22 protein-coding genes and 1 pseudogene are annotated in these 23,506 nt (G+C 62.1%); 7 read left to right on the plus strand and 16 right to left on the minus strand.

Translation table 11 applies throughout. The features are described 5' to 3' along the window. Nucleotides 1–53: 53 nt before the first annotated feature. The 9 genes and pseudogenes from LOY67_RS28590 to LOY67_RS16235 all read right to left on the minus strand — a co-directional run. Nucleotides 54–125: pseudogene (locus LOY67_RS28590) on the minus strand (hypothetical protein); the annotation flags it as partial. A gap of 364 nt (nt 126–489) precedes the next feature. Beyond that, on the minus strand, nt 490–3,147 hold the full coding sequence (pepN, locus tag LOY67_RS16200; RefSeq protein WP_265063457.1) for an aminopeptidase N: 2,658 nt from the start codon (nt 3,145–3,147) through the stop codon (nt 490–492). Nucleotides 3,148–3,160: 13 nt separating this feature from the next. Further along, complete coding sequence (locus LOY67_RS16205; protein ID WP_265063458.1) at nt 3,161–3,991, minus strand: DUF2797 domain-containing protein; 831 nt, start codon at nt 3,989–3,991, stop codon at nt 3,161–3,163. Beyond that, a complete protein-coding gene (locus LOY67_RS16210) occupies nt 3,988–4,248 on the minus strand; it encodes a YeaC family protein (RefSeq protein ID WP_265063459.1) in 261 nt (86 codons plus the stop codon). Before LOY67_RS16210 ends, LOY67_RS16205 begins: the two co-directional genes overlap by 4 nt. A 21-nt stretch (nt 4,249–4,269) precedes the next feature. After that, entirely contained in the window at nt 4,270–5,193 is a 924-nt protein-coding gene (locus tag LOY67_RS16215; protein WP_265063460.1) for a tetratricopeptide repeat protein, read from the minus strand. After that, nucleotides 5,193–5,678: a hypothetical protein gene (locus tag LOY67_RS16220; protein ID WP_265063461.1), complete on the minus strand. Its 486-nt coding sequence runs from the start codon at nt 5,676–5,678 to the stop codon at nt 5,193–5,195. Before LOY67_RS16220 ends, LOY67_RS16215 begins: the two co-directional genes overlap by 1 nt. After that, on the minus strand, nt 5,678–7,027 hold the full coding sequence (locus LOY67_RS16225; RefSeq protein ID WP_265063462.1) for an AAA family ATPase: 1,350 nt from the start codon (nt 7,025–7,027) through the stop codon (nt 5,678–5,680). The genes LOY67_RS16220 and LOY67_RS16225 overlap by 1 nt, the downstream gene beginning before the upstream one ends. A gap of 87 nt (nt 7,028–7,114) precedes the next feature. After that, nucleotides 7,115–8,089, minus strand: a complete 975-nt coding sequence (locus LOY67_RS16230) for a metallophosphoesterase (RefSeq protein WP_265067778.1) — start codon at nt 8,087–8,089, stop codon at nt 7,115–7,117. After that, nucleotides 8,086–8,976, minus strand: coding sequence for an NAD(+) kinase (locus LOY67_RS16235; RefSeq protein ID WP_024776985.1), 891 nt, complete (start codon nt 8,974–8,976; stop codon nt 8,086–8,088). The genes LOY67_RS16230 and LOY67_RS16235 overlap by 4 nt, the downstream gene beginning before the upstream one ends. A 103-nt stretch (nt 8,977–9,079) precedes the next feature. Between LOY67_RS16235 and LOY67_RS16240 the strand changes: the two genes are divergently transcribed. Beyond that, nucleotides 9,080–10,045, plus strand: coding sequence for a DUF1853 family protein (locus LOY67_RS16240; protein ID WP_265063463.1), 966 nt, complete (start codon nt 9,080–9,082; stop codon nt 10,043–10,045). Nucleotides 10,046–10,177: 132 nt separating this feature from the next. Here LOY67_RS16240 and LOY67_RS16245 read toward each other — a convergent pair whose 3' ends face one another. From LOY67_RS16245 to LOY67_RS16255, 3 genes are all read right to left on the minus strand, one after another. Further along, nucleotides 10,178–11,461 (minus strand): arsenic transporter, encoded by a 1,284-nt coding sequence (locus tag LOY67_RS16245; protein WP_265063464.1) that lies wholly within the window; start codon nt 11,459–11,461, stop codon nt 10,178–10,180. A 34-nt stretch (nt 11,462–11,495) separates the two neighbouring features. Beyond that, the gene (locus LOY67_RS16250; RefSeq protein WP_265063465.1) at nt 11,496–11,846 is read right to left on the minus strand and encodes a metalloregulator ArsR/SmtB family transcription factor; all 351 of its coding nucleotides are present in this window, start codon (nt 11,844–11,846) and stop codon (nt 11,496–11,498) included. 250 nt (nt 11,847–12,096) lie between these two features. After that, entirely contained in the window at nt 12,097–12,654 is a 558-nt protein-coding gene (locus LOY67_RS16255) for an NADPH-dependent FMN reductase (RefSeq protein ID WP_265063466.1), read from the minus strand. Nucleotides 12,655–12,836: 182 nt separating this feature from the next. On the opposite strand from LOY67_RS16255, the gene LOY67_RS16260 reads away from it, so the two are divergent. Both LOY67_RS16260 and LOY67_RS16265 read left to right on the plus strand, forming a co-directional pair. Then, nucleotides 12,837–13,070 (plus strand): hypothetical protein, encoded by a 234-nt coding sequence (locus tag LOY67_RS16260; RefSeq protein ID WP_047700962.1) that lies wholly within the window; start codon nt 12,837–12,839, stop codon nt 13,068–13,070. A gap of 78 nt (nt 13,071–13,148) precedes the next feature. Continuing rightward, entirely contained in the window at nt 13,149–14,042 is an 894-nt protein-coding gene (locus LOY67_RS16265) for a LysR family transcriptional regulator (RefSeq protein WP_265063467.1), read from the plus strand. Here LOY67_RS16265 and LOY67_RS16270 read toward each other — a convergent pair. The 4 genes from LOY67_RS16270 to LOY67_RS16285 form a co-directional block, all read right to left on the minus strand. Next, nucleotides 14,008–14,622, minus strand: a complete 615-nt coding sequence (locus LOY67_RS16270; RefSeq protein WP_265063468.1) for a GNAT family N-acetyltransferase — start codon at nt 14,620–14,622, stop codon at nt 14,008–14,010. The two genes, LOY67_RS16265 and LOY67_RS16270, sit on opposite strands and share 35 nt — an antisense overlap. A gap of 271 nt (nt 14,623–14,893) precedes the next feature. Continuing rightward, nucleotides 14,894–15,655 (minus strand): DNA polymerase III subunit epsilon, encoded by a 762-nt coding sequence (gene dnaQ, locus LOY67_RS16275; protein WP_265063469.1) that lies wholly within the window; start codon nt 15,653–15,655, stop codon nt 14,894–14,896. 249 nt (nt 15,656–15,904) lie between these two features. Beyond that, nucleotides 15,905–16,357: a ribonuclease HI gene (gene rnhA, locus LOY67_RS16280; RefSeq protein ID WP_030142629.1), complete on the minus strand. Its 453-nt coding sequence runs from the start codon at nt 16,355–16,357 to the stop codon at nt 15,905–15,907. 89 nt (nt 16,358–16,446) lie between these two features. Then, nucleotides 16,447–17,205 (minus strand): class I SAM-dependent methyltransferase, encoded by a 759-nt coding sequence (locus LOY67_RS16285; protein ID WP_258624941.1) that lies wholly within the window; start codon nt 17,203–17,205, stop codon nt 16,447–16,449. 65 nt (nt 17,206–17,270) lie between these two features. Here LOY67_RS16285 and gloB point away from each other — a divergent pair, with 65 nt between their 5' ends. The 4 genes from gloB (at nt 17,271) to LOY67_RS16305 (ending at nt 23,504) form a co-directional block, all read left to right on the plus strand. After that, complete coding sequence (gloB, locus tag LOY67_RS16290) at nt 17,271–18,038, plus strand: hydroxyacylglutathione hydrolase (RefSeq protein WP_265063470.1); 768 nt, start codon at nt 17,271–17,273, stop codon at nt 18,036–18,038. A 99-nt stretch (nt 18,039–18,137) separates the two neighbouring features. After that, nucleotides 18,138–19,598 (plus strand): transglycosylase SLT domain-containing protein, encoded by a 1,461-nt coding sequence (locus LOY67_RS16295; protein WP_265063471.1) that lies wholly within the window; start codon nt 18,138–18,140, stop codon nt 19,596–19,598. Between the two features lie 223 nt (nt 19,599–19,821). Next, nucleotides 19,822–21,654 carry an extracellular solute-binding protein gene (locus LOY67_RS16300; RefSeq protein WP_265063472.1) on the plus strand — a complete coding sequence of 611 codons (1,833 nt, stop codon included), beginning with the start codon at nt 19,822–19,824 and terminating at the stop codon, nt 21,652–21,654. Beyond that, nucleotides 21,651–23,504, plus strand: coding sequence for an extracellular solute-binding protein (locus tag LOY67_RS16305; RefSeq protein ID WP_265063473.1), 1,854 nt, complete (start codon nt 21,651–21,653; stop codon nt 23,502–23,504). Before LOY67_RS16300 ends, LOY67_RS16305 begins: the two co-directional genes overlap by 4 nt. Nucleotides 23,505–23,506 lie beyond the last annotated feature (2 nt).

The following is a 23,506-nucleotide window of genomic DNA, read 5'->3' on the forward strand; positions in this document are numbered from 1 at the left end:
CCACGCGGAGCGTGGGAACGATCAGTGTTCCTGCATGGGAACGATCAATCGAATCAAGCCAGGCTCTTGCTCACCACCTCGAACACATCACTGGACAGCCCGCCGGACGCCAGGATGCGTTCCAGTTATCGATCGTTCCCCCGCTCCGCGTGGGAATGCAGCCATGGACGCTCCGCGTCCGCTTTGGGGCGTGACGCAGAGCGTCACCAGATGCGTTCCCACGCGGAGCGTGGGAACGATCAGTGTTCCTGCATGGGAACGATCAATCGAGTCAAGCCAGGCTCTTGCTCACCACCTCGAACACATCACTGGACAGCCCGCCGGACGCCAGGATGCGCTCCGGTTATCGATCGTTCCCACGCTCCGCGTGGGAATGCAGCCATGGACGCTCCGCGTCCGCTTTGGGGCGTGACGCAGAGCGTCACCAGATGCGTTCCCACGCGGAGCGTGGGAACGATCAGTGTTCCTGCATGGGAACGATCAATCGAGTCAAGCCAGGCTCTTGCTCACCACTTCGAACACATCACTGGACAGCCCGCCGGACGCCAGGATGCGTTCCAGTTCGGCTTTCATCAGCGCCTGGCGGGCGCTGTCGTACTTGCGCCAGCGGGTCAGCGGCGCCAGTTGCCGCGAGGCGATCTGCGGGTTGAAACCGTTGAGCTGGATGACCAGGTCCGCCAGGAAACGGTAGCCCGAACCGTCGGCGGCGTGGAAGTTGATCAGGTTCTGCCCGGCAAATGCACCGATCAGCGCCCGCACCTTGTTCGGGTTCTTGATGTTGAACGCCGGGTGCTCCATCAACGCCTTGACCCGCGCCAGGCCACCCGGCAACGGGCTGCCAGCCTGGACGCTGAACCACTGGTCCATGACCAGCGGGTTGCCCTTGAAGTTCTCCGCGAACACTTCCAGGGCGTGGGCCTTCTCGGTTTCGAACGGCGAATTGACCAGCACCGCCAGCGCAGTCAGGCGTTCGGTCATGTTGTCGGCGCTGTCGAACTGCTCCAGGGTCGCGCTCAACACCTCGGGCTTGTCGGTCAGCATCAGGTACGACAGCGCAATGTTCTGCAAGGCTCGGCGGGCAAAATGCTCGGCTTCGGCCACATACGGCGTGCGCTTCGACAAGTCGCGGTTGGCCTCGTAGCGCAGCCACAGGGCTTCGAACAGGTTGTCGGCCAGTTGCTGGCGGGCGAACTCACGGGCGGCATGGATCGCCTCGACGTCGGCCACTTCGCTGATTTCCGTCAGATAGGCTTCGCTTGGCAGCGAGAGCATTTCCGCGACCATGGCCTGATCCAGGGATTCGTCCGACAGCACCGTGCGCAAGGCAGTAATCAGACGCGGGTCGAGCACCAGGCTCGTGCCCTGCTGATGCTGGGCGATCAGTTCCTGCAACACCTGCACCGACAGCTGCTGACCGGCATCCCAACGGTTGAAGCCGTCGCTGTCGTGCTGCATCAGGAACATCAGTTGGTTACGGTCGTACGGGAAGCTCAGCTTCACCGGCGCCGAGAAACCGCGCAGCAGCGAAGGCAATGGCTTTTCAGCGATGTCGACGAAGGTGAAGGTCTGCTCGGCCTCGGTCACCGAAATCACCCGGGACGTACCGTTGGCCGCTGCTTCACCGCTCAGGCGCAGGGGTATCTCGGCGCCCTTGCTGTCCAGCAGGCCCAGCTCAACGGGAATCACGAAGGGCAGTTTTTCCGCCTTGTCCGGGGTCGGCGGGCAGCTCTGGCGGAAGGTCAGGCTGTAGGTCCTGGCGGTCGCATCGTAGGACTCGCTCACCGCCAGCCGTGGCGTACCGGCCTGGCTGTACCAGCGCTTGAACTGGGTCAGGTCGACGCCGTTGGCATCTTCCATGGCCTTGACGAAATCGTCGCAGGTCACGGCCTGGCCGTCATGGCGCTGGAAATACAGATCGCTGCCCTTGCGGAAGCCCTCAGGCCCCAGCAGCGTGTGGATCATGCCGACCACTTCCGAGCCCTTTTCATACACGGTCAGGGTGTAGAAGTTGGAAATCTCGATGAAGCTGTCCGGGCGCACCGCGTGAGCCATGGGGCCGGCATCTTCGGCGAACTGGTGGGTACGCAGGTAGGCCACATCCTGGATACGCTTGACGGTGGCGGAGTTCATGTCGGCCGAGAACCCGGCGTCGCGGAACACCGTGAAGCCTTCCTTGAGCGACAGCTGGAACCAGTCGCGGCAGGTCACGCGGTTGCCCGACCAGTTATGGAAATATTCGTGGGCAACGATGGCCTCGACCCGCTGGTGCGCGGCGTCGGTGGCGGTCTCGGCGCGGGCCAGCACGGCGCTGGAGTTGAAGATATTGAGGCCCTTGTTCTCCATGGCGCCCATGTTGAAGTCGTTGACCGCGACAATCATGAAGATGTCCAGGTCGTATTCACGGCCGTACACCTCCTCGTCCCAGCGCATCGACTTCTTCAGGCTGGTCATGGCGTGCTGGCATTTGTCGATGTTTTCCGGCTCGACGTAGATGCGCAGCGCCACGCTGCGCTCGGTCATGGTGGTGAAGGTGTCTTCGACGCACCACAGGTCACCGGCCACCAAGGCGAACAGGTAGGCGGGTTTCTTGAACGGATCTTCCCAGGTCACCCAGTGCCGGCCGTCTTCGCCGGGGCCGCTGGCAATCGGGTTGCCGTTGGACAGCAGCACCGGATAGCTGTGCTGCTCGGCCACCACGGTGGTGGTGAACTTGCTCATGACGTCCGGACGGTCGAGGTAGTAGGTGATCTTGCGGAAACCTTCGGCCTCGCACTGGGTGCAGAACATGCCGCCGGATTTGTACAGGCCCTCCAGGGCCGTGTTGGTTTCCGGGTGGATCCGCACCGTGGTGTCGACCGTGAACGCCTGGGTCTTGGGTTGCAGGGTCAGGTGGCTGTCGTCCAACTGGTAGTCGCCCGAGGCCAGGTCGGCGTCGTCGAGCTTGATCGAGACCAGCTCCAGGTGCTGCCCGTCGAGTACCAGCGGCGGCAGCCCGGCACCGCGCTCGGGGTTGCGACGCATCACCAGTTGCGCATGGACCAGGCTGTGGTCCTCGAACAACTCGAAGGTCAGGTGCGTCTCGTCGATCAGGTACTCGGGCGCCTGATAGTCCTTCAGGTAGATCATCTTCGGTTGTTCGGTGCGCATGGGTCGAATCCTTCTACTGATGCACGGCGAGCTGGTAAGCCGTGTATTTACGAATGTTGATCACGCCGGTGTCGAAAATCAGGTACTGGCCCTTGATCCCCAGCAGCGTGCCTTCGGCAACCGGGTCCTTGTCCAGGTTGAAGCTGACGATCTTGGCCGGGTACTGCTCAACCGGGTAGCGGATCTCGAGGGGTTCGACGTCCGCTATGGTCTGGATCGCCTGCAGGCCGAATCGTTCCTGCAACCCCTGTAATCCCTCGGCGCAGCTTTCGAACAGCGAATCGCGGATCTTCGGCAGGTCCACCGCAACCGCATCGCCCTTGAGCAAGGCGCGCCAATTGGTCTTGTCCGCCACCTGGCTGCGGAACAGGTCTTCGACGAATCCCGACTGCTGGCGGGTAGCAACCCGCAGGATCGGCAGCGCCTGGCTGGCACCCTGGTCCAGCCAGCGGGTCGGCAGTTGCGTGGCGCGGGTGATCCCGACCTTCACGCCTGAGGAGTTCGCCAGGTACACCACATGGTCGGTCATGCAGAACTGCTCGCCCCAGGCCGGCTCACGGCAGGTGCCTGCCTCGAAATGGCAGCGTTCGGGGCTCATGATGCAGATATCGCATTGCGCCAGCTTGGTCATGCAGGGGTAGCAATAGCCCTGGCTGAAGCTGGTCTTGGTCCGGCGTCCACAGTGGCTGCAATGGATTGCGCCAAGGAACTCCAGGCGCACCGTGCTGCCGATCAACGGGTTGACCGGCACCTCGACATCGCCCAGGCGGAAGGCATATTGAACGGTCGCCCCGTCCAGGCGCGCCGACATCTTGCTGATTGCACCGCGGCCGATCTCGATCAATGGATTGCATCCGACTTGAACAGGATGTTCGGCACTTCGATCGATTTCGACTGGCACTCCTGCGGGCCCATGTAGCCGGTGCGCTCTTCTTCAGGCAGGTTCTGGATCTCCCAGGCGATCATCGCCTGCAAGGACAGCTCGCGCTGCTCGGCGGTGAGCTTGTTGCCATCGGCCCATTTACCGATTTCCACGGCCAGCTTCAGGCTCTGGTAGATGTCGGGGGTGATGTTTTCGATCATTTGGGCAAAAGACGACATATTTGAACAACCTCCAATTATTTAGAATTCCCTGGACAGCTTGACCTGCGCCAGCTCTTTCTCCAGGGAACGCCGGAACATCTGCGGCGCGGCAAAGGTATACGCGGCAAAACCCAGCCATAACCAATCAATGGCCTGGGCCACTTGCCCATAGCCTTGGGCCGTCAGGGTGATGACTACCACGCGATAGACCACGAACATGAGCAGCAGCACCACGGTGGCACGACTGGCACTGCGCTCGCTCATCCAACTGTTGTATCGCCACCATGCTCCCAGCCACAGACTGCTGCGGGCCTTGACGGCGGTGAGCAAATGCAGCGCGGCGCGGTCATTGGCATTTTCCTGCAAAGCCCAGATGGCATGCTCCCGAGCGCCCTCGACGTCGCCTTCACGCAGCAGTAGATGCCCGAGCACCACCACTGCCGCGGTATTTCCCGGATCGGCCTGCAAGGCCTGCCGGGCAAACCGGTACGCCTGCTCCCGATCACCGCTGGCGCGATGAAACCGGGCCATGGCCACCAGGTTCGCTGCATCGTCAGGGGCCAGCTCCAGCGCTTTTTCCAGCGGCTCGCGGCTTTGTGCCAGGCGGCCGGTCAATTGATACAACTCGGCCAGCGTGCGGTAGTTCAGCGGGTTGATCGGCTCCATATCCAGCAACTGCGTCAGGTGTTCCTGAGCCAGCTTGAATTTGCGCAACGCAATGGCGACCTGGGTGGCTGCGTAGTGGGCCAACGGCAGTTGCGCATCGAGCGTCAGCGCCAGTTGCACCTCGCGTTTGGCCGCGTACACCCGACGCATGTTCATCAGGCAGATGGCCAACAAGGCATGGGCCTCGGCTGAATCCGGATCGTTGGCAAGCAGTTGGCGTAACGTGTCGATGGCGCCGTCATGCTGATCGGCTTGCAGGCGCTGGTAAGCCAGTTGCAGCAGATAATCGTTATTCATCAACTCATCACCAGATACCAAAGCGTGGCAGGCACCCACTTGACGACCATGCCCTTGAGCACGAACGCGCCAACCAGGACCACCGGCAAACCGAAGCGGTTCAGCACGCCGCCATAATATTGATAGATCTCAATCGTTGCGTTCTGCTGCATGAACAGCAGATAGCCGATGGCAAGCTTCCACACCACCAGGATCAGCAAGGCGTATTGGATCTGCGCCTGACTCTGGATATAACCGGCGCCCACCCATTGCATCAGCACCCAGCCGATCACCAGGCTGCCGACCAGGCCGGCGGCGGCCAGCAACCATTCCCGCACGCGGGTCGGGCTGCCTACCGCAATGGAATTGAAGACAAACCATGGCAGGCCCAGCCAGGCACCGCCGAGCATCAACCCCAGCAACGGCCAGAACGGCGCCACCGCCCATTTGGCAAGACTGCCGGGACGCGGTTCGTCTTCGATGCGATACCCACCGTACTGCGCCATCAGCGGCCCTTCCCGTGTTTGTCGAGGAACGCCAGCACCTCGTCGTACTGATTGCCTTCGTTGGCGTAGCGTGCATAGTTGCGCGCCGTGGTCAGCCATTCCAGGGTCGTCGCCCGCACCTCTTTCAGCGCCTGTTTGAAATGCCGGTCGCAGATGGGTTGCTCGGCGGCGCTGCCAATGGACTCTTCGATCGCTTCGTCAGCCGCGGTCTCCACCAGTTCACCGAGGTCCGCGCCGGAAAAGCCCGAGGTATTTTTCGCCAGGAACGCAAAGTCGATGTCCTCGGCCACCGGGCGGCCTTGCATCATCAACCTGAGCATGTTTTCCCGAGCAGGTCGGTCAGGCGGGGGCACGAACAGCACCCGGTCAAACCGCCCCGGGCGCCTGAATGCCGAATCCACCGACCAAGGCACGTTGGTTGCGGCAAGAATCAATACACCATGGTTATCCTGGGTGAAACCGTCCATCTCAGACAGGAACTGGCTGACCAGCTTCGAAGAGGTCGAGTCCCGCGTGTTGGAACGCTTGCCGCCCAACGCCTCGACTTCGTCGAAAAACATCACCGCCGGCGCCTGGGCACGTGCCTGTTCGAACAATGCGTGCAGTTTGCGCTCGGATTCGCCGATATACATATCAAGCACATCGGAGATAGCTACGTTGAAAAACGTCGCCTTGCACTCACCCGCCGTGGCGCGTGCCAGCATGGTCTTACCGCATCCCGGAGGTCCATAGAGCAACACGCCACCGCCGACCCGTTTGCGAAAACGCTGAAACAGGCCCGGCTTCTGGTAAGGCAGGATGATCTTTTTGTGAATGGTTTTCTTCAGTTCGTCCAGGCCGCCGATATCGTCGAAGGTCAGGACTTCCTTTTCCGGCACCAGCAGACGCTTGACCTCGCTCTGGTCGGTGTCGTCGTTGGAAATCACCCGCAGGCGCGGACGCCCCTGTGCGGCGGAAAAGTCAGTGACGGAGACATTCAACCGGCGCCACAGCGCCATGTCTTCGAGTGCCGGATTGGCATCGACCGCGGCGCGGTACTCAACCCGGGCCTCCTTGAGCTGCTCCAGGGCTGCGAGCGCCCTCGCCCTGAGCATCCGAGCGGCGGGCTCGTCTCCCTCAATCAACTGAAGAGCCCGTTGTGCCTGCCCTGCCGCGATACACAATTCGGCCGCTGCCAGCTTGAGGGCCCTGGCGTCGCTCATGCGCTCGAGATCGGTTGGCAACAGTTCAAGTCCGCGCTCGTATTCATTGCGCTCGATGCTGGCTTTCACCAGCATCGTCAGCAGTGCAACGTTTCCAGGAGCAGCGAGAAGCGCGGCTTCCAGTTGGTCGAACGTCGAATCATCCATGGCAGATCCTCAAGAAAACATTCGCGGCAATCGTTGTCGACTGATCCGCCGCTATCGCGAGCAAGCTCGGCTCCCACAAGTGCGGGCTCATTTCACCACCTCCGGCCGCTCCACATCGACCCAGACGAACTTGTGCGGATCCAGCTGGGTTTCCTGGTCCAGGCGGTAGGCGGCCAGTTTGCCGTAGAGCACCGCGCTGTAGTCCAGGCAGGCCAGGTTCGAGCGGATCGGCGCGGGTTTGCCGCTGCGCCAGTAGTGGCCGACGAACAGCAGGGGCTCATCGACGCCGTAGCGCAGCAGGTTGTTCTTTTCATCCGGGGACAGCGGCGTGCGGGCCACCGGCTCGGGCAAGGCATCGGGCTGGAAGACGATGTCGCCGTAGGTTTTCGGATCGTCTTCCCAGAACTTGGTGCGGAAGAACGAACGGGTCAGGCCGTCGCCACCGGTCAGGGTCAGGCCGTGGGGCAGGCGCATGTCGGTGCCGCGCAGCAGACGGTCGAACACCGTGCAGGCGAAACTGCCCGCCTGCGCCGAGGCCTGGAGAAACGGTTCGTTGATCCGACCGTCCGGGAACAGGCCGCGCAGCGGTTCGATCAGGCCGGCATCCCAGCAGGCGTGCACGACCCGGAAGCGGCCGGCGTCGACAAACAGCGGCAGTTCGTAGAACCACTGCAGGAAATCGTGCCATTCGCCGGGATGCTGCTCGAACTGGGTCAGGGTTTCATTGAGCAGGCGGGCATGGCGCGGGGTGTGCTCACGCACATGGCGCTGGCCACTGCCCGGCGGTGCCGGCGTGCTCCAGCCCAGGGCGTTGAACTCGTGGTTGCCCATGATGCACAACGCCTGGCCGGCCACGACCATGTCGTGGACGATATGCAATGCCTCGCGGATCCGCGGCCCACGGTCGATGATATCGCCCAGGAACACGGCCATGCGCGACGGATGTCGCCAGACCCCACCCTGCTTGTGGTAACCGAGTCGGTCCAGCAGGTGTTCCAGGGTCAGGGCGCATCCGTGCACGTCACCGATCAGATCGTAACTGCGCGCAGGATCGAGCATCAGTCGCCTCTGCCCCCCAATCGACTGCCCCAGCCGAGCTTGGTCCGGCAGACTTCGTAATAATTGTGATCCAGCGGATGGATCAGGCGCAGCTTCTGCGCCTTCTTGCTGACGGTGATGGTGTCGCCCGGCGCGCAGGTGAAATGGTTCTGGCCGTCGCAGGACACTTGCGGGTAGATCTGCATATCCTTGGACACGACGATTTTCAGCTCACTGTTGCCATCGACCACGATGGGTCGCCCAGACAAGGTATGGGGGTACATGGGCACAATCACAATAGCGTCGAGCTTGGGGTGCATGATCGGGCCACCGGCGGAGAGCGCATAGGCGGTGGAACCGGTGGGCGTGGCGACGATCAGGCCGTCGGCCTTCTGGCTGCAGACGAACTGGCCGTCGATGTACAACTCGAATTCGATCATGCGCGTGGATTTGCCGGGGTGCAGCACCACGTCGTTGAGGGCGTCGCCCTGGCCGATGGCCTCGGCGTGACGGCGGACCTCGGCTTGCAGCAGAAAGCGGTTTTCCACCAGGTAGTGGCCGTCGAGTACCTCGGCCACCTTGGTTTCCAGCTCGTCGGGGCGGATATCGGTCAGGAAGCCGAGGCTGCCACGGTTGATCCCCAGCACCGGGATGTTGTGCCGCGCCAGGGCCCGTGCGGCGCCCAGCAGGCTGCCGTCGCCGCCGACCACGATCACCATGTCACAGACTTCGCCGAGCATCTTGCGCGACGAGGTTTGCAGGCCGTGGCCCGGCAGCACTTCGGCGATGGTATCTTCGAGGATCACATGCAGATGCCGCTCCAGGAGGAAACGTTTGAGGCGGCGAACGGTGTCCAGCACCTGTGAACTGCCCAGGCGACCGATGATGCCGATATTGCGAAATTGCTCCATGGGGCTCCTGCGAGGGTCTGCGACGGGCGAAAAACCCGATTATGGGCGAAAGCGGCCCATAGACAAAATTCTTTAAGCCTTCCCTACAGGCTATGCTCGCAAAATGATCCTGTTTCCCGAACTGCTGGACCTGCCCCGCCGCTTGCGCCATCCCGAGGTGCGCGATCTTGCGTGGGTGATATTCGCCCCGCCGATGCTCATCGACACGCCCTGGCCCCAACGCCACCCCCTGACCGGCAGCGACTGGGTGCAACACCCGCACCGGCTGGAACATTGGCTGCAGCAACTGGACCGCGACAGCTACCCGCTGCTGCACTGGCTGTCCCAGGGCCGGACCCAGCGCCTGGGCCTCTATTACGAACGGTTGTGGCAATTTGCTGTGCAGCACGCGCCGGGTATCGAACTGATCGCCGCAAACCTGCCGATCCGGCGCGAAGGCCATACCCTGGGGGAACTCGACCTGCTGCTGCGCGACAAGGACGGCATTCATCATCTGGAACTGGCAATCAAGCTGTACCTCGGGCCGCAACAGGGCGATGGCCGGGACACCGCGCAATGGCTGGGTCCGGGCTGTCATGACCGCCTCGACCGCAAACTGACCCATCTGCGGGACCATCAACTGCCGATCTCGGCGCGCCCGGAAAGCCGTGACGCCTTGGCGGCACTGGGCATTGAACCCTCTGGCCTCGAGCTGTTTCGCTCCGAGCTCTGGCTGGGGGGCTACTTGCTCTATCCCTGGCCCGGACAGGCCGAACCGCCAAGCGGCGCGCACCCCAGACACCTGCGCGGCAGTTGGTTGCGCCAGCGGGATTGGCCGGCGTTCATCGCCCAGCGCCCGCCAGGCCGCTGGCAACCCCTGCCCCGCGCCGCCTGGTTGGCCCCGGCCCACTATCCGGCGGAGCAGACCTGGACCACCGGGCAACTGGATGCCTGGCGACTGGCACTGGATCCGATGGCCCCGGCGCAATTGATGGTGCGCCTGAGTGAAAACGCCGGGGGTGAGTGGGAAGAAGCCGAGCGGCTGTTTCTGGTGGCGGATCCGTGGCCGGATGTGCCGGGCAATGGTTGAGCTTTGCAGCGCCTCGGCGGGCTCCATCGCGAGCAGGCTCGCTCCCACAATGGATCTTCAGTGAACACACATTTTGTGTTTGTCATGGATCCCCTGTGGGAGCGAGCCTGCTCGCGATAGCGCCACTACGGTCTAGAAAGACAAGCGCAAAGCCAGCGCCGCCAACGTCACCAGCAACACCGGCACCGTCAGCACCACCCCGACCTTGAAGTAATACCCCCAGCCAATCCGGATATCCTTGCGCGCCAGCACGTGCAGCCACAAAAGCGTTGCCAGACTGCCGATCGGCGTGATCTTCGGCCCCAGGTCGCTGCCGATCACGTTCGCATAGACCATCGCTTCCTTCACCGCCCCGGTGGCCTGGCTGGCATCGATGGACAACGCGCCGACCAGCACCGTCGGCAGGTTGTTCATGACCGACGAGAGCAACGCCGTCAACACCCCGGTGCCCATGGCCGCACCCCACACGCCATAACCGGCGAACGCGTCGAGCCAGCGGGCCAGGTAGTCGGTCAATCCCGCATTACGCAAGCCATAGACCACCAGGTACATACCCAGGGAAAAGATCACGATCTGCCATGGCGCTTCTTTCATGACCTTGCGCGTGGAAATCTTGTGACCGCGCGCCGCAACGGCCAGCAGCAACGCGGCGCAGACCGCCGAAATGGCGCTGATGGGAATGCCCAGGGGCTCCAGGGCAAAGCACCCCAGCAACAGAATCACCAGCACCGCCCAACCGGCGTAGAACGTAGCAGTGTCGTGGATGGCGCTCGCCGGATCGTCCAGTTGATGCGGGTCGTAATCACGGGGAATGTCGCGGCGAAAGTACCACAGCAGGATCGCCAGGCTGGCGGCCACCGCCACCAGGTTCACCGGCACCATCACCGCCGCGTAGCGGTTGAAGCCGATGCCGAAGAAGTCCGCCGAGACGATATTCACCAGATTGGACACCACCAGCGGCAGGCTCGCGGTGTCGGCAATGAAACCGGCCCCCATCACGAAGGCCAGGGTCGCCGCCGGGGAAAAGCGCAGGGCCAGCAGCATGGAAATCACGATAGGCGTGAGGATCAGCGCCGCGCCGTCATTGGCGAACAACGCCGACACCAGGGCGCCGAGCAGCACCATGTACGCAAACAGCTTGCGCCCACTGCCCCGCCCCCACCGGGCCACGTGCAGTGCCGCCCAGGCGAAGAAACCCGCCTCGTCCAGCAACAGGCTGATGATGATCAGCGCAACGAAGGTGCCGGTGGCGTTCCAGATGATCTGCCACACCAGCGGGATGTCGCTGATCTGCACCACCCCACTCAGCAATGCCAACAGCGCGCCAAACGTCGCGCTCCAGCCGACGCCGAGCCCTTTGGGTTGCCAGATCACCAGGGTAATGGTCAGGAGGAAAATCAATGACGCGACGAGCATGCACTACAGCCTTGCAGGAGGGATTGAAAAGACATCAGCAGCAACGCGCCACCGGACGATCAGTCATCGCGCCCAGACGCGCCACGTCCGCCGCCAGCCAGACCGCATTGGCCGCCAACGCCTGCTCCAGCAACGTGCTGATCCAGGCAGGCAATTGTGGGTGCAGACGGTAGTAGACCCACTGCCCCTGCCGCCGATCACTGAGCAGGTCGGCATGCCGCAACTGCGCCAGGTGCCGGGAGATTTTCGGCTGGCTCAGGTCCAGCGCGGCGGTGAGCTCACAGACACACAACTCCCCCTCACGGGCCACCAACAGCGCAATGCGGGTTCGGGTGTCGTCGGCCAGGGCCTTGAAGACATCGACGGGATTGTGGGGATTGGGCATGACGGAAAAAGGTCTGGGTAAGCGAAGGACGAATATATGGAAACCCGAATATTCAGTAAAGCAGCGATTGTGTTGCAAGCCCCCTTGTGGCGAGGGGATTTATCCCCGCTGGGGTGCGAAGCAGCCCCCATAAGAGTTCACTCAATCTGCCTGAAACACCGCGTTGCCTGGTTTCAGGGCTGCTTCGCAGCCCAGCGGGGATAAATCCCCTCGCCACAGAGGAAGTTGTTTGCCTAAGGTGTCAGGGACATCAGGCCTTTTTGTGCTGCTCGACCCACTTGCCATAGGCATTGATGAACTTCTGCAGAAAAGGCTTCACCGATTCCGACAGGTTGCCCGCCTCGTCGAACGCCGTGCCGGCATTGCTCAGGTAGCCTTCCGGTTGCTGCATGCACGGCACGTCGAGGAACACCAGGGACTGGCGCAGATGATGGTTGGCGCCAAACCCGCCGATAGCGCCCGGCGATGCGCTGATCACCGCACCCGGTTTGCCGCTCAGGCAGCTCTGGCCGTAGGGACGCGAACCGACGTCGATGGCGTTTTTCAGCGGTGCCGGCACCGAGCGGTTGTATTCCGGCGTGACGAACAGCAAGGCGTCGGCTGCGCCCACCCGCTGACGGAAGGTGCTATAGGCCGCCGGGGGCGAGGCATCGATGTCTTCGTTGTAGAGCGGCAGGTCGCCGATCTCGACGATCTCCAGTTTCAGGTTGGCGGGCGCCAGATCCGCCAGGGCCAATGCCACCTTGCGATTGATCGAAGCCTTGCGCAGGCTTCCCACTAAAACGGCCACTGTATAGACATTACTCATTAGATGTTCTCGTCCAGGGATTAAAGGGAATCTACTTATAGATGATCGGGCGGACTATTGGACCAGCGGGAATCCGAAAACCTGCCGTCTGGACTATTTTTTTTATGTAGGAAAACTTACCGCGCATGAGCAGGGTCTACAGAACCGCAAATCGAGTGATCTATTTCCAGAGGTTCTAAGCAATGGCAGCAGTACTTGTCGGACAATTTCATGCGCGGGACGCCGAAGGTCGCGTCTATTCCGTGCATGAATTCCAGGAATCGACCCCGTCGCCGGACGGAAACGGCAAGGAGCCTGTCACCACTTACAAACTGGCCATCGGTGATCGGGTCAGCAAGCTCGATGAAGACAGGTTCCTGCTGGTGCAGTCCGGTATCGAACTGGTGCGCGAACCCGAACCACAAATAGCTTTATGACATAAGCAGAAGTCATGCCCGGACTTGGGTTAGGATTCAGCCATTCAATGGCTCACCTGCCGCACATGGACTTCTTGCATGCGATTACGCCACATCGAAGTGATCCAGGCGCTGTTGCAGACCGGCCACCTCGGCACGGCGGCCGAATGGCTGCAATTGCCGGTCGCTGAAGTCGAGTCGACCCTGCGCGATGCCGAAGCTCAACTGGGCTTCATGCTGTTCGCCAGCGTGCGCGGACGCTTGCAGGCCACTCGCGAAGCCCTTGAACTGCGTGACGGCATCACGGGCGTGTACGACGCCCTCGAGCCGGTGCAGCGCTTGGCCAGCAGCTTGAAACACTATCAGGCGCCGCCCCTGCGAATCATCTGCACCCCGCCACTGGCCCAGCAATTGTTGCCCCGCAGCATGGCCGCCCTGCGCCGCCGCTATCCGGATGCGCCTTGCACGCTGCTCAGCCAGCCGACCCGGGAGATCGTCCGCAGCCTGCTGCTGCGCGACAGCGACCTGGGTCTGAGCCTGCATGACCCTGAACATCCCGACATCCATTGTCAGATGATCGCCCAGGGCAAACTGCAATTGCTCGCCCCTCACGGCTGGCTGCAACCCAGACAGAAGTACATTTCGCTTCAGGATCTTGCGGGCCAGTCACTGGTAGGCCTGGACGGTCATGACCCGCTGAGCCCTGCGTTCGACCATAAACTCGGAGCGCTGCGCCCGGCGCCGGTGATCCAGATCCGTGTGCAGACCCATCAGATGATGCGCGCCATGGTCGAGGCCGGCGAAGGCCTGGCCATCGTCGACCCCTTTACCGCCTCGGGCGCCAAAGGTGGCGGGCTGGACGTATGCCCGGTGTCGCCTGCCATTCCCATCTGCCTCTACGCCCTGCGCCTGACCGGCACGCCCGCTTCACCCACGCTCCAATCGCTGCTGGAGTTGGTTACGGAACAAGCCGAGGCGTTGCTGAGCCATTGACCGACATGCCCAGCGGATCGTCGAACAACCGGTACCAGAACAAGGCCACTTCGGCGGTGTGCCGGTCGATCCCGCGATAACGCAGGTGATCGATGCCGCCGAGCACATAGCCGCAGCGCTCATAAAGCCGACAAGCCCCCAGGTTGTTATTCTGGGTTTCCAGCATGATCCCTGGCAGCTTTTTCTTGCGGCTCCAGAATTGCGCCACGTCGAGCAAGGCCTTGGCCACCCCATGGCGACGGGCCGGGGCATGCACCGCCAATTCGTCGATGTGGGCGAAGCCGTTCCAGTTGGTGCTGACCACCAGATGCCCCACCGGCTGGTCGTCCAGGTAGGCCATGAAGATTTCACTGTCCGGAGCGTCGCGGAAGCTGCTGAACTCTTCCGGATCGATGCCGTAGCACTTCTGATACGGGACAATGGGCGTTACTGGCCACTGGCTCACGGCACGGCCGATCTGCGCAGTGCCATAGGCGCCGACTTCAAAACTGAAATCACTGCCCCAGATATAGGCAGCGAAGCCATCATCGACGACCCGCACCGACAGGCCGGGGTGTTTGGGATTCATGACCGACTGCATACTGGGAAACGTCCTCATTCCTTGAGCCAACCAACGGCGCGTTGCAATCCATTGCCTTTGCCTCTCGAAACTGTGCCCATCAAGCGGCTACCCCTGGACTGCCGTTACCTCAGGTTAGAAGGTACTGACGATTGTGGCGAGAAATGAACAATAAACGATGACACCACCCCCTTGTGGGAGCGAGCCTGCTCGCGATAGCGGTGGGTCAGTCACATCACCGGTGGCTGACCCACCGCTATCGCGAGCAGGCTCGCTCCCACAGGGAATTGCCTCAATTCGCCATGGACTGCGACTCAACCAACTGCGTCCACAACGCCGGGGCACCAGCGGACTTGGCGATGGCTTCCAGGCGCGCGGCATGTTCGGCCAGGTCAGTTTCACTGGCGCGGATGATGCGGGCGGGCTGACGGTTGGCAGGCAAGCGCCGAATTTCCGTGGCCTGGCCGCCCGAGCCTTCGCCGACCCCATTGCCGTCCGAAGCGTTGCCGGCCAGGGACAGGCTGGTCTGGCCACCGGTCATGGTCAGGTAGACGTCGGCAAGGATCTCGGAGTCGAGCAAGGCGCCGTGCAGTTCACGGCCGGAGTTGTCGACGTCGTAGCGCTTGCACAAGGCGTCGAGGCTGTTGCGCTGACCCGGGTGCCGCTCCCGGGCCATCAACAGGGTGTCGAGGATGGTGCAATGCCGGGTGATGTCGGCCCGGTCGTGCTGGCCCATCAGGGCGAACTCGTTGTTGATGAAGCCAACGTCGAACGCCGCGTTATGGATGATCAGCTGCGCGCCCTGGATGAACTCGAAGAATTCATCGGCCACTTCGGAAAAACGCGGCTTGCCCACCAGGAACTCGTTGGTGATGCCGTGGACGCCGATAGCGCCCTCGTCACTTTCGCGGTCCGGTTGCAGGTAGACGTGGAAATGGCGACCGGTCAGTCGCCGACCGATCAGCTCGACACAGCCGATCTCGATAATCCGGTGACCATCGGTCACCGGCATGCCGGTGGTTTCGGTATCCAGTACAACAGATCTGTTGGCCATCAGTGTTCAGCTCTCAACGGGCGTGCTTGCAAAAGCCGGGATGGTAACACGCTCACGGAAATGGCTGGCCGCAGCTTTTGTGGCGAGGGGATTTATTGTGGCGAGGGGATTTATCCCCGTTGGGGTGCGAAGCAACCCTAAAACCTGACATCTCGGTGTATCAGGAAATTTGGGTGGGGCCGCTTCGCGCCCCAGCGGGGATAAATCCCCTCGCCACAAGGTATACATGCCCAATTAAACAGGGCTGCATCAAGCCTGCTTGTAACCCCGCACCTCATCCACCCCACGGTTGGCCAACTGGTCGGCCCGTTCGTTGCCGTGGTGGCCGATGTGCCCGCGCACCCATTTCCAGGTGACGTTATGGCGGTTGACCTGCTCGTCCAGCAGTTTCCACAGGTCGGCATTCTTGACCGGTTCCTTCGCGGCCGTCTTCCAGCCGCGCTTCTTCCAGTTGGCCATCCACTCGTTGATGCCTTTCATCACGTACTGCGAGTCGGTCACCAGCAGTACATCGCAGGGGCGTTTGAGCTCTTCCAGGCCGCGGATGGCGCCCATCAATTCCATGCGATTGTTGGTGGTATTGGCTTCGCCGCCCCAGAGTTCCTTCTCCACGCCCTTGCAGACCAACAGCGCGCCCCAGCCGCCCGGACCAGGGTTGCCCTTGCAGGCGCCGTCAGTGAAAAGTTCTACGCTATCGCTCATGCCCATCCATCCAGAAAAAATGCAAAGGCCTGCCGGTCGGGACCGCCAACCTCCAGGTTGGCAATGCCGGGCAGGCCATCAGAAAACGGTTATGGCTCGATATGGCGACGATTGACCTTGGCCATCGGCAAGGGAATCAGCTTGCCCATCGGCTCGCGTCGCACCTGACGCACCGGGCGCAGCCCGACCGCGATCTTGCGCGCCACCAGCAGATAAAAGCCGCCACCGGACAGTTGCCAGTCGCCAGCCCTGCGCTCCCACCCGGCCAGGCGGGCTTGCCACTTGGGCGACGCGAGCGGCGGACGATAGCACCCGAAGCGGCGTTTCTCCAGCGCGAAGCCCAGCAGGTTGAGCCAGTCGCCCACCCTGGAGGCCGAGATGCAGCGGGCCTGGCGCAAGGCATCGTGGGCGAAGACATGGCGCAGCCCCCAGGTGCTCCAGGGGTTGAGGCCGATGATCAACAGATGCCCCCCCGGGCGCACGCTGCTGGCGGCTTCACGCAGCAGGCCGTGGGGCGACAGGCAGAAATCCAGGCCGTGCTGCATCACCACCACGTCGGCGGCGTGCTCGCTCAACGGCCAGGCCTGCTCTTCGCAGACGATCTCCACCCCGGGCAGCGGTGCGCCCAGGCGCACGTTGCGCTGGACCTGCGGCGCCGACGGCGGCGTCTGCGCCGACGGCCCGTAATGCACCAGGTAACCACCGAAGAAGCGACCCAGCTCGTCTTCGAGCATGCGCCGTTCTTCTTCCAGCAAAAATTGCCCGACGGGGCCGGACAGCCACTCACGGGCCGCGCTGATCAACGCCAGCCAGTCGGGATCGGCCTGAGCGAACGCTTCGTCAGTCATTGCATTCTCCAACGCGTCAGGAAGTTCTAAGATGCGCCTTTGTTTTCCGCTTGGCGAATTCCGCGATGATACAGATCAGTGCCCTGCCCGCCTTCACCGATAACTACATCTGGTTGTTACAGGATCACTCCAGCCACCGTTGCGCCGTGGTCGATCCCGGTGACGCCGCGCCGGTCCAGGCCTGGCTCGACGCCCACCCGGGCTGGGTCTTGAGCGACATCCTGATCACCCACCATCATCATGATCACGTCGGCGGCGTCCAGGCGCTGAAAAATGCGACGAACGCCACCGTCCACGGCCCTGCCAGCGAGAACATCCCGGCGCGAGACATAGCGCTCGAGGACAACGACCAGGTCAAGGTGCTCGGCCTGGACTTCGATGTCTACGCCGTGCCCGGCCATACACTGGGGCATATCGCCTATTACCACCATGGCCTGCTGTTCTGCGGCGACACCCTGTTCGCCGCCGGCTGCGGGCGGCTCTTCGAAGGCACGCCGCAGCAGATGCACCACTCCCTCGGCCGCCTCGCCGCCCTGCCGGAGGATACGCTGGTCTACTGCACCCACGAATACACCCTCAGCAACCTGAAATTCGCCGCTGCGGTGGAGCCGGACAACCCGGATATCGCCGCCCGCCTGGAAAAAGTCAGCCGGCAACGCAACGACGGCGTGATGACCCTGCCTTCGACCCTGGCCCTGGAAAAACTCACCAATCCATTCCTGCGCACCGCTGAAACATCCGTTAAACAAAAAGCAGACGAACGGAACGGCCAGCGTAACGGGACGCCGAGTGAGGTTTTTGCGGCCTTGAGGGCCTGGAAAGATAAGTTCTAAGGTCCCTGTCGACTGATACAAAAATTCTGAATGGTTGACCTGTTGGGGTGCGCTTTCTAGAATCGGCCGACATTTTTGCCCGGAACTTACTTCCAGCCAATGTCGTCATCCATACGCAGGTCCGTCCCGTCAGCCTCATTGACCCGCCTGGCTCAAGCCATCGCGGTGGCTGTGTCCGCCATTCTGGCGGGCTGCCAGAGCTCGGGCCAGATGCCTCAGACCGACACGGCCACGCCGAAGAACATGGCGGCCCGGGCCAAGCAGAAGCCGGTCTGGCTCAGCGAGAAGCCTACCCCCCAGGTACCCCAGGACATCTGGGAGCGCATGCGCCAGGGCTTCCAGCTGCAGGAAACCGCCGGGGTCAACCCGCGTATCGAGCAACAGCGGCTGTGGTTCGCCAGCAACCCTTCGTTCCTCGAAGGTGCCGGTGAACGCGGCAGCCTGTACATGCACTACATCGTCGAACGCCTTGAAGAACGCAACATGCCTCTGGAGCTGGCGCTGCTGCCGGTGATCGAAAGCGCCTACAACCCCATGGCCTATTCCCGGGCCAACGCAGTAGGGCTGTGGCAGTTCATCCCGTCCACCGGGCGTTACTTCAACCTGCGCCAGACCCGTTTCTATGACGGGCGTCGCGACATCACCGCCTCCACCACGGCCGCCATGGATTACCTGACGCGCCTGCACGACATGTTCAACGGTGACTGGCTGTTGGCGCTGGCTGCCTACAATGCCGGCGAAGGCACGGTCAGCCGCGCCATCGAGCGCAACGAAAAGCTTGGCCTGCCCACCGACTACTGGAACCTGCCGCTGCCGGCCGAGACCCAGGCCTATGTGCCCAAGCTGCTGGCGCTGTCCCAGGTGGTGCTCGCCCCCGATGCCTATGGCGTGAACCTCAACCCGATCGCCAACGAGCCCTATTTCCAGGTCGTCGAGATCAACCAGCGCATGGACCTGTCCAAGGTCGCGGCGGTGGCCAACATCGACGAAGACGAGCTGTTCCAGCTCAACCCGGCCTTCAAGCAACGCACCACCATCGACGGCCCGCAGCACCTGCTGGTGCCTACTTCCAAGGCCCAGTTGCTGACCGCCAGCCTGTCGACCATGCGCCCGGAAGAACTGATCAGCCAGCGCTCGCTCAAACCGGTTTTCGAGACCGCCGATGACAGCGAAGTGGAAGGCGTCCGGCGCAGCTACCGGGTCAAGCGTGGTGACAACCTGGCCCAGATCGCCAAGGCCAACAACGTCCAGACCAAGGACCTGCAACGCTGGAACAAGCTCAGCGGCAACAAGCTCAAGGTCGGCCAGACCCTGGTGATGCAGGACGCCAAGACCACCAAGGCAAGCAAGTCCACGGGTAAGCGCATCAACACCGTGGTGGCCGCCAACAGCAAGGACCAGAAGAAGCCGCAGACCCAGTACAAGGTCCAGCAGGGCGACTCGTTATACGTGGTCGCCAAGCGCTTCAACGTCGAGATGCAGCACCTCAAGCGCTGGAACCCCCGCATGGGCAAGGCCCTCAAGCCTGGACAGATGCTGACGGTCTACTCCCCACATTGATGGGGCAGTGTTTTGTAGGAGCTGTGTAGGAGCTGTCGAGCGAAGCGAGGCTGCGATCTTTTGATCTTGTTTCTTCAAGCGTCCACTCTCGATTCAACTGGCAGGGGAAAGATCGCAGCCTCGTTTCACTCGACAGCTCCTACAGGGTCTGCTTTTTCCTGCCGATACAAGCTGTTACTGTACAGGCCATAAAAGCCCAAGCCGCCTGGATCGGATACCAGACTTGATACGTCCCCTCCTCCTGTTCCTGATCAGCCTGGCCCTGAGTTTCCCCGCCAGTGCAACCATCAGCGAAAGCCATGGCTACGCACAATTCGGCACGCTCAAGTACCCGGCCCGATTCACCCACTTCGACTGGGTCAACCCGCAAGCGCCCAAGGGCGGCACCTTGCGGGTCATGGCATTCGGCACCTTCGATACACTCAACCCCTACACCTTCAAGGGCAGCAGCCCGGTTTCCACGCCCAATTTCCTGCAGTACGGCATCAACGAGCTGAACGAACCGTTGATGGTCGGCACGGGCCAGTACGCGCCCTCGGGCGATGAGCCCACCTCGAGCTACGGCCTGATCGCCCAGAGCGTGGAATACAGCGACGACCGCAGTTGGGTGGTGTTCAACCTGCGACCCGAAGCGCGGTTTCACGATGGCGTGCCGATCACCGCCTATGATGTAGCGTTCTCCTACAGAACGCTGCTCAAAGAAGGCCACCCGCAATACCGCACCAACCTCCAGGAAGTGCTGCGGGTCGATATCCTCAACCCGCTGAAAATCCGTTTCGTCTTCAAGCGCGCGGGCAATCCGTTGCTGATCCTGCGCTTGGGCGAGCTGCCGGTGCTGCCCCAGCATTACTGGGAACACCGCGACTTTAAGGCCACCACCTTCGAGCCGCCCCTGGGCAGCGGCCCTTACCGCATCACCAAAGTACAGCCAGGTCGCCAATTGGTGTTCGAGCGCGTCAAGGATTACTGGGGCAAGGACCTGCCGGTCAATCGCGGCAAGTACAACTTCAACCGGATGGAGGTGGAGTTCTATCGCGACAGCGACGTAGCCTTCGAAGCCTTCAAGGCCGGTGAGTTCGACATCTACATCGAACACCAGGCCAAGAACTGGGCCAACGGCTATGACTTTCCGGCGGTCAACCGCGGCGATGTGATCAAGGCGCAGATTCCCCACCAGATCCCGACCCAGACCCAGGGCCTGTTCATGAACACCCGGCGCAGCACGTTTGCCGAGGTCAAGGTGCGAGAGGCCCTGGGGTTGATGTTCGACTTCGAGTGGACCAACCGCACGCTGTTCAGCAGCGCCTACAAACGCACCCTCAGTTACTACCCCAACAGCGAATTTTCCGCCAGCGGCCTGCCGCTGGGCCACGAATGGCTGTTGCTCAAGCCGTACCGCGAACAATTGCCGCCCCGACTGTTTACCGAACCCTTCAGCCTGCCCCATACCGACGGTCGCGGCATTCCCCGGGAAACCCTGCGCAAGGCCCTCGGGTTGCTGAAAGAGGCCGGATGGACCCTCAGCGGCCAGCGCCTGTTGAATGCCGACGGCAAGCCCCTGAGTTTCGAGATCCTGCTGGTGAACCCGAACCTGGAGCGCATCCTGCAGCCCTATGTCGAGAACCTCGCCAACATTGGCATCCAGGCCCGCCTGCGCACGGTGGATCGCGCCCAGTACAAACAGCGCCTGGACCAGTTCGATTTCGACATGGTCCTGCTGACCCTGAACCAGACGCTCAGCCCGGGCCTGGAGCAATGGCAGTACTTCCACTCCAGCCAGGTCGGGGTCAAGGGCAGCAAGAACTACGCCGGGATCGCCAACCCGGTGGTCGACCACCTGCTGGAAAAACTGCTCGCTGCCCAGACCCGCGACGAACAGGTCGCCGCCGGCAAAGCCCTCGACCGTGTACTGTTGTGGCAGCACTACTGCATTCCCAACTGGTATCTGAATTATCATCGCCTGGCCTACCGTAACCGGTTCGCCTTTGTCACCACGCCGCCCTACACCCTGGGCCTGAGCGCGTGGTGGCTGAAATCTTCGGAGAAAGATCAATGAAGCCTTTACGCGCCCTGCTCCTGCAGGCCGGCGGCCTGCTTTTCGCCGGGCTGGCCTGTGCCGCGCCACAGCACGCCGTGACCCTGTACAACGAGCCGCCGAAATATCCGGCCGACTTCAAGCATTTCGACTACGTGAACCCGGACGCGCCCAAAGGCGGGATATTCCGCCAGGGTGGCTTTGGCGGCTTCGACAGCCTCAACCCGTTCATCAGCAAAGGCGTGCCGGCCGATGACATCGGCCTGATCTACGACACCCTGGCCAAGCAAGGCCTGGACGAGCCCTTCACCGAATACGGCTTGATCGCCGAGAAAATCGAAAAAGCCCCGGACAATGCCTGGGTGCGCTTCTACCTGCGCCCCGAAGCCCGATTCAACGATGGCCATCCGGTACGCGCAGAAGACGTGGTGTTCAGCTTCCAGACCCTGACCAGGGACGGCGCACCGATGTTCCGCGGTTATTACAACGATGTTGCCGAAGTCATCGCCGAAGACCCGCTCAAGGTGCTGTTCAAGTTCAAGCACACGAACAACCGTGAACTACCACTGATCCTCGGCCAACTGCCGGTATTGCCCAAGCATTGGTGGGCGGATCGCGATTTCAACAAGGGCAACCTGGAAATCCCCCTGGGCAGCGGCCCGTACAAGGTCGCCGAAGTGAAGGCCGGGCGCTCGATCCGCTATGAGCGGGTCAAGGACTACTGGGGCAAGGACCTGCCGGTCAATCGCGGCTTCTACAATTTCGATGTGCTGACCACTGACTACTACCGCGACAACACCGTCGCGGTCGAGGCGCTGAAAGCCGGGCAATTCGATTTCTGGCTGGAGATGACCGCCAAGAACTGGGCCAATGCCTACAACATCCCGGCCGTCGCCGAAGGCCGGCTGATCAAGGAACAGATCCCCAACGGCAACCCCACCGGCATGCAGGGCTTCGTCTACAACCTGCGCCGCCCAGTGTTCCAGGACGTGCGGGTGCGCAAGGCCCTGAGCCTGCTGCTGGACTTCGAATGGACCAACAAACAACTGTTCAACGGCGCCTACGCCCGCACCCGCAGTTATTTCGAGAATTCGGAAATGGCCGCCACCGGCCTGCCCGGCGAAGACGAACTGAAGATCCTCGAACCTCTGCGCGGCAAGATCCCCGAGCAAGTCTTCAGCGAAGCGTTCCAGCCTTCGATATGCGACGGCAGCGGCATGATCCGCGACCACCAACGCCAGGCCTATCAATTGCTGCAGGAAGCCGGCTGGCGCATCGTCGACGACAAGATGGTCGATGCCCAGGGCAAACCGGTGGTGCTGGAGTTCCTGCTGGCCCAGACCGAATTCGAACGCGTGCTGCTGCCGTTCAAGCGTAACCTGAGCGACCTGGGCATCGACCTGGTGATCCGCCGGGTTGACGTATCCCAGTACATCAACCGCGTGCGCTCCCGGGATTTCGACATGGTGGTGGGCAGCTTCCCGCAGTCCAGCTCACCGGGTAACGAACAGCGCGAGTTCTGGATGTCGGCCGCCGCCGACAAGCCCGGCAGCCGCAACACCATGGGCCTGAAGGATCCGGCCGTCGACCAGTTGGTGGAACAACTGATCAACGCCGATTCGCGCAAGAACCTGGTCGCCCATGCCCGGGCCCTGGACCGCGTACTGCAATGGGGCTATTACGTGATCCCCAACTGGCACATCAAGACCTGGCGCGTGGCCTACTGGAACCACATCGGCCACCCGAAAGTCACGCCGACCTATGACATCGGCACGACCACCTGGTGGGTCAAGCCGGACACCAAACCTGCCGATGAAGTAAAGCAAGTGATCGAACAACAGAACAACGCTGCCCCGGCGAGCGTGGAGTAACC

Source organism: Pseudomonas sp. B21-056, from assembly GCF_026016325.1.
Lineage (GTDB): Bacteria > Pseudomonadota > Gammaproteobacteria > Pseudomonadales > Pseudomonadaceae > Aquipseudomonas.

Excerpts from the sequence above, each read along its gene's own strand:
- LOY67_RS16285 (WP_258624941.1), bottom strand. The coding sequence starts at position 17,205 with ATGACTGACGAAGCGTTCGCTCAGGCCGATCCCGACTGGCTGGCGTTG.
- LOY67_RS16235 (WP_024776985.1), bottom strand. The coding sequence starts at position 8,976 with ATGGAGCAATTTCGCAATATCGGCATCATCGGTCGCCTGGGCAGTTCA.
- LOY67_RS16255 (WP_265063466.1), bottom strand. The coding sequence starts at position 12,654 with ATGAGTAATGTCTATACAGTGGCCGTTTTAGTGGGAAGCCTGCGCAAG.
- rnhA (WP_030142629.1), bottom strand. The coding sequence starts at position 16,357 with ATGAGCGATAGCGTAGAACTTTTCACTGACGGCGCCTGCAAGGGCAAC.
- LOY67_RS16225 (WP_265063462.1), bottom strand. The coding sequence starts at position 7,027 with ATGGATGATTCGACGTTCGACCAACTGGAAGCCGCGCTTCTCGCTGCT.
- LOY67_RS16240 (WP_265063463.1), top strand. The coding sequence starts at position 9,080 with ATGATCCTGTTTCCCGAACTGCTGGACCTGCCCCGCCGCTTGCGCCAT.
- LOY67_RS16265 (WP_265063467.1), top strand. The coding sequence starts at position 13,149 with ATGCGATTACGCCACATCGAAGTGATCCAGGCGCTGTTGCAGACCGGC.
- LOY67_RS16215 (WP_265063460.1), bottom strand. The coding sequence starts at position 5,193 with ATGAATAACGATTATCTGCTGCAACTGGCTTACCAGCGCCTGCAAGCC.
- LOY67_RS16260 (WP_047700962.1), top strand. The coding sequence starts at position 12,837 with ATGGCAGCAGTACTTGTCGGACAATTTCATGCGCGGGACGCCGAAGGT.
- pepN (WP_265063457.1), bottom strand. The coding sequence starts at position 3,147 with ATGCGCACCGAACAACCGAAGATGATCTACCTGAAGGACTATCAGGCG.
- LOY67_RS16270 (WP_265063468.1), bottom strand. The coding sequence starts at position 14,622 with ATGCAGTCGGTCATGAATCCCAAACACCCCGGCCTGTCGGTGCGGGTC.
- LOY67_RS16250 (WP_265063465.1), bottom strand. The coding sequence starts at position 11,846 with ATGCCCAATCCCCACAATCCCGTCGATGTCTTCAAGGCCCTGGCCGAC.
- LOY67_RS16220 (WP_265063461.1), bottom strand. The coding sequence starts at position 5,678 with ATGGCGCAGTACGGTGGGTATCGCATCGAAGACGAACCGCGTCCCGGC.
- LOY67_RS16245 (WP_265063464.1), bottom strand. The coding sequence starts at position 11,461 with ATGCTCGTCGCGTCATTGATTTTCCTCCTGACCATTACCCTGGTGATC.
- gloB (WP_265063470.1), top strand. The coding sequence starts at position 17,271 with ATGATACAGATCAGTGCCCTGCCCGCCTTCACCGATAACTACATCTGG.
- LOY67_RS16305 (WP_265063473.1), top strand. The coding sequence starts at position 21,651 with ATGAAGCCTTTACGCGCCCTGCTCCTGCAGGCCGGCGGCCTGCTTTTC.
- dnaQ (WP_265063469.1), bottom strand. The coding sequence starts at position 15,655 with ATGGCCAACAGATCTGTTGTACTGGATACCGAAACCACCGGCATGCCG.
- LOY67_RS16210 (WP_265063459.1), bottom strand. The coding sequence starts at position 4,248 with ATGTCGTCTTTTGCCCAAATGATCGAAAACATCACCCCCGACATCTAC.
- LOY67_RS16295 (WP_265063471.1), top strand. The coding sequence starts at position 18,138 with ATGTCGTCATCCATACGCAGGTCCGTCCCGTCAGCCTCATTGACCCGC.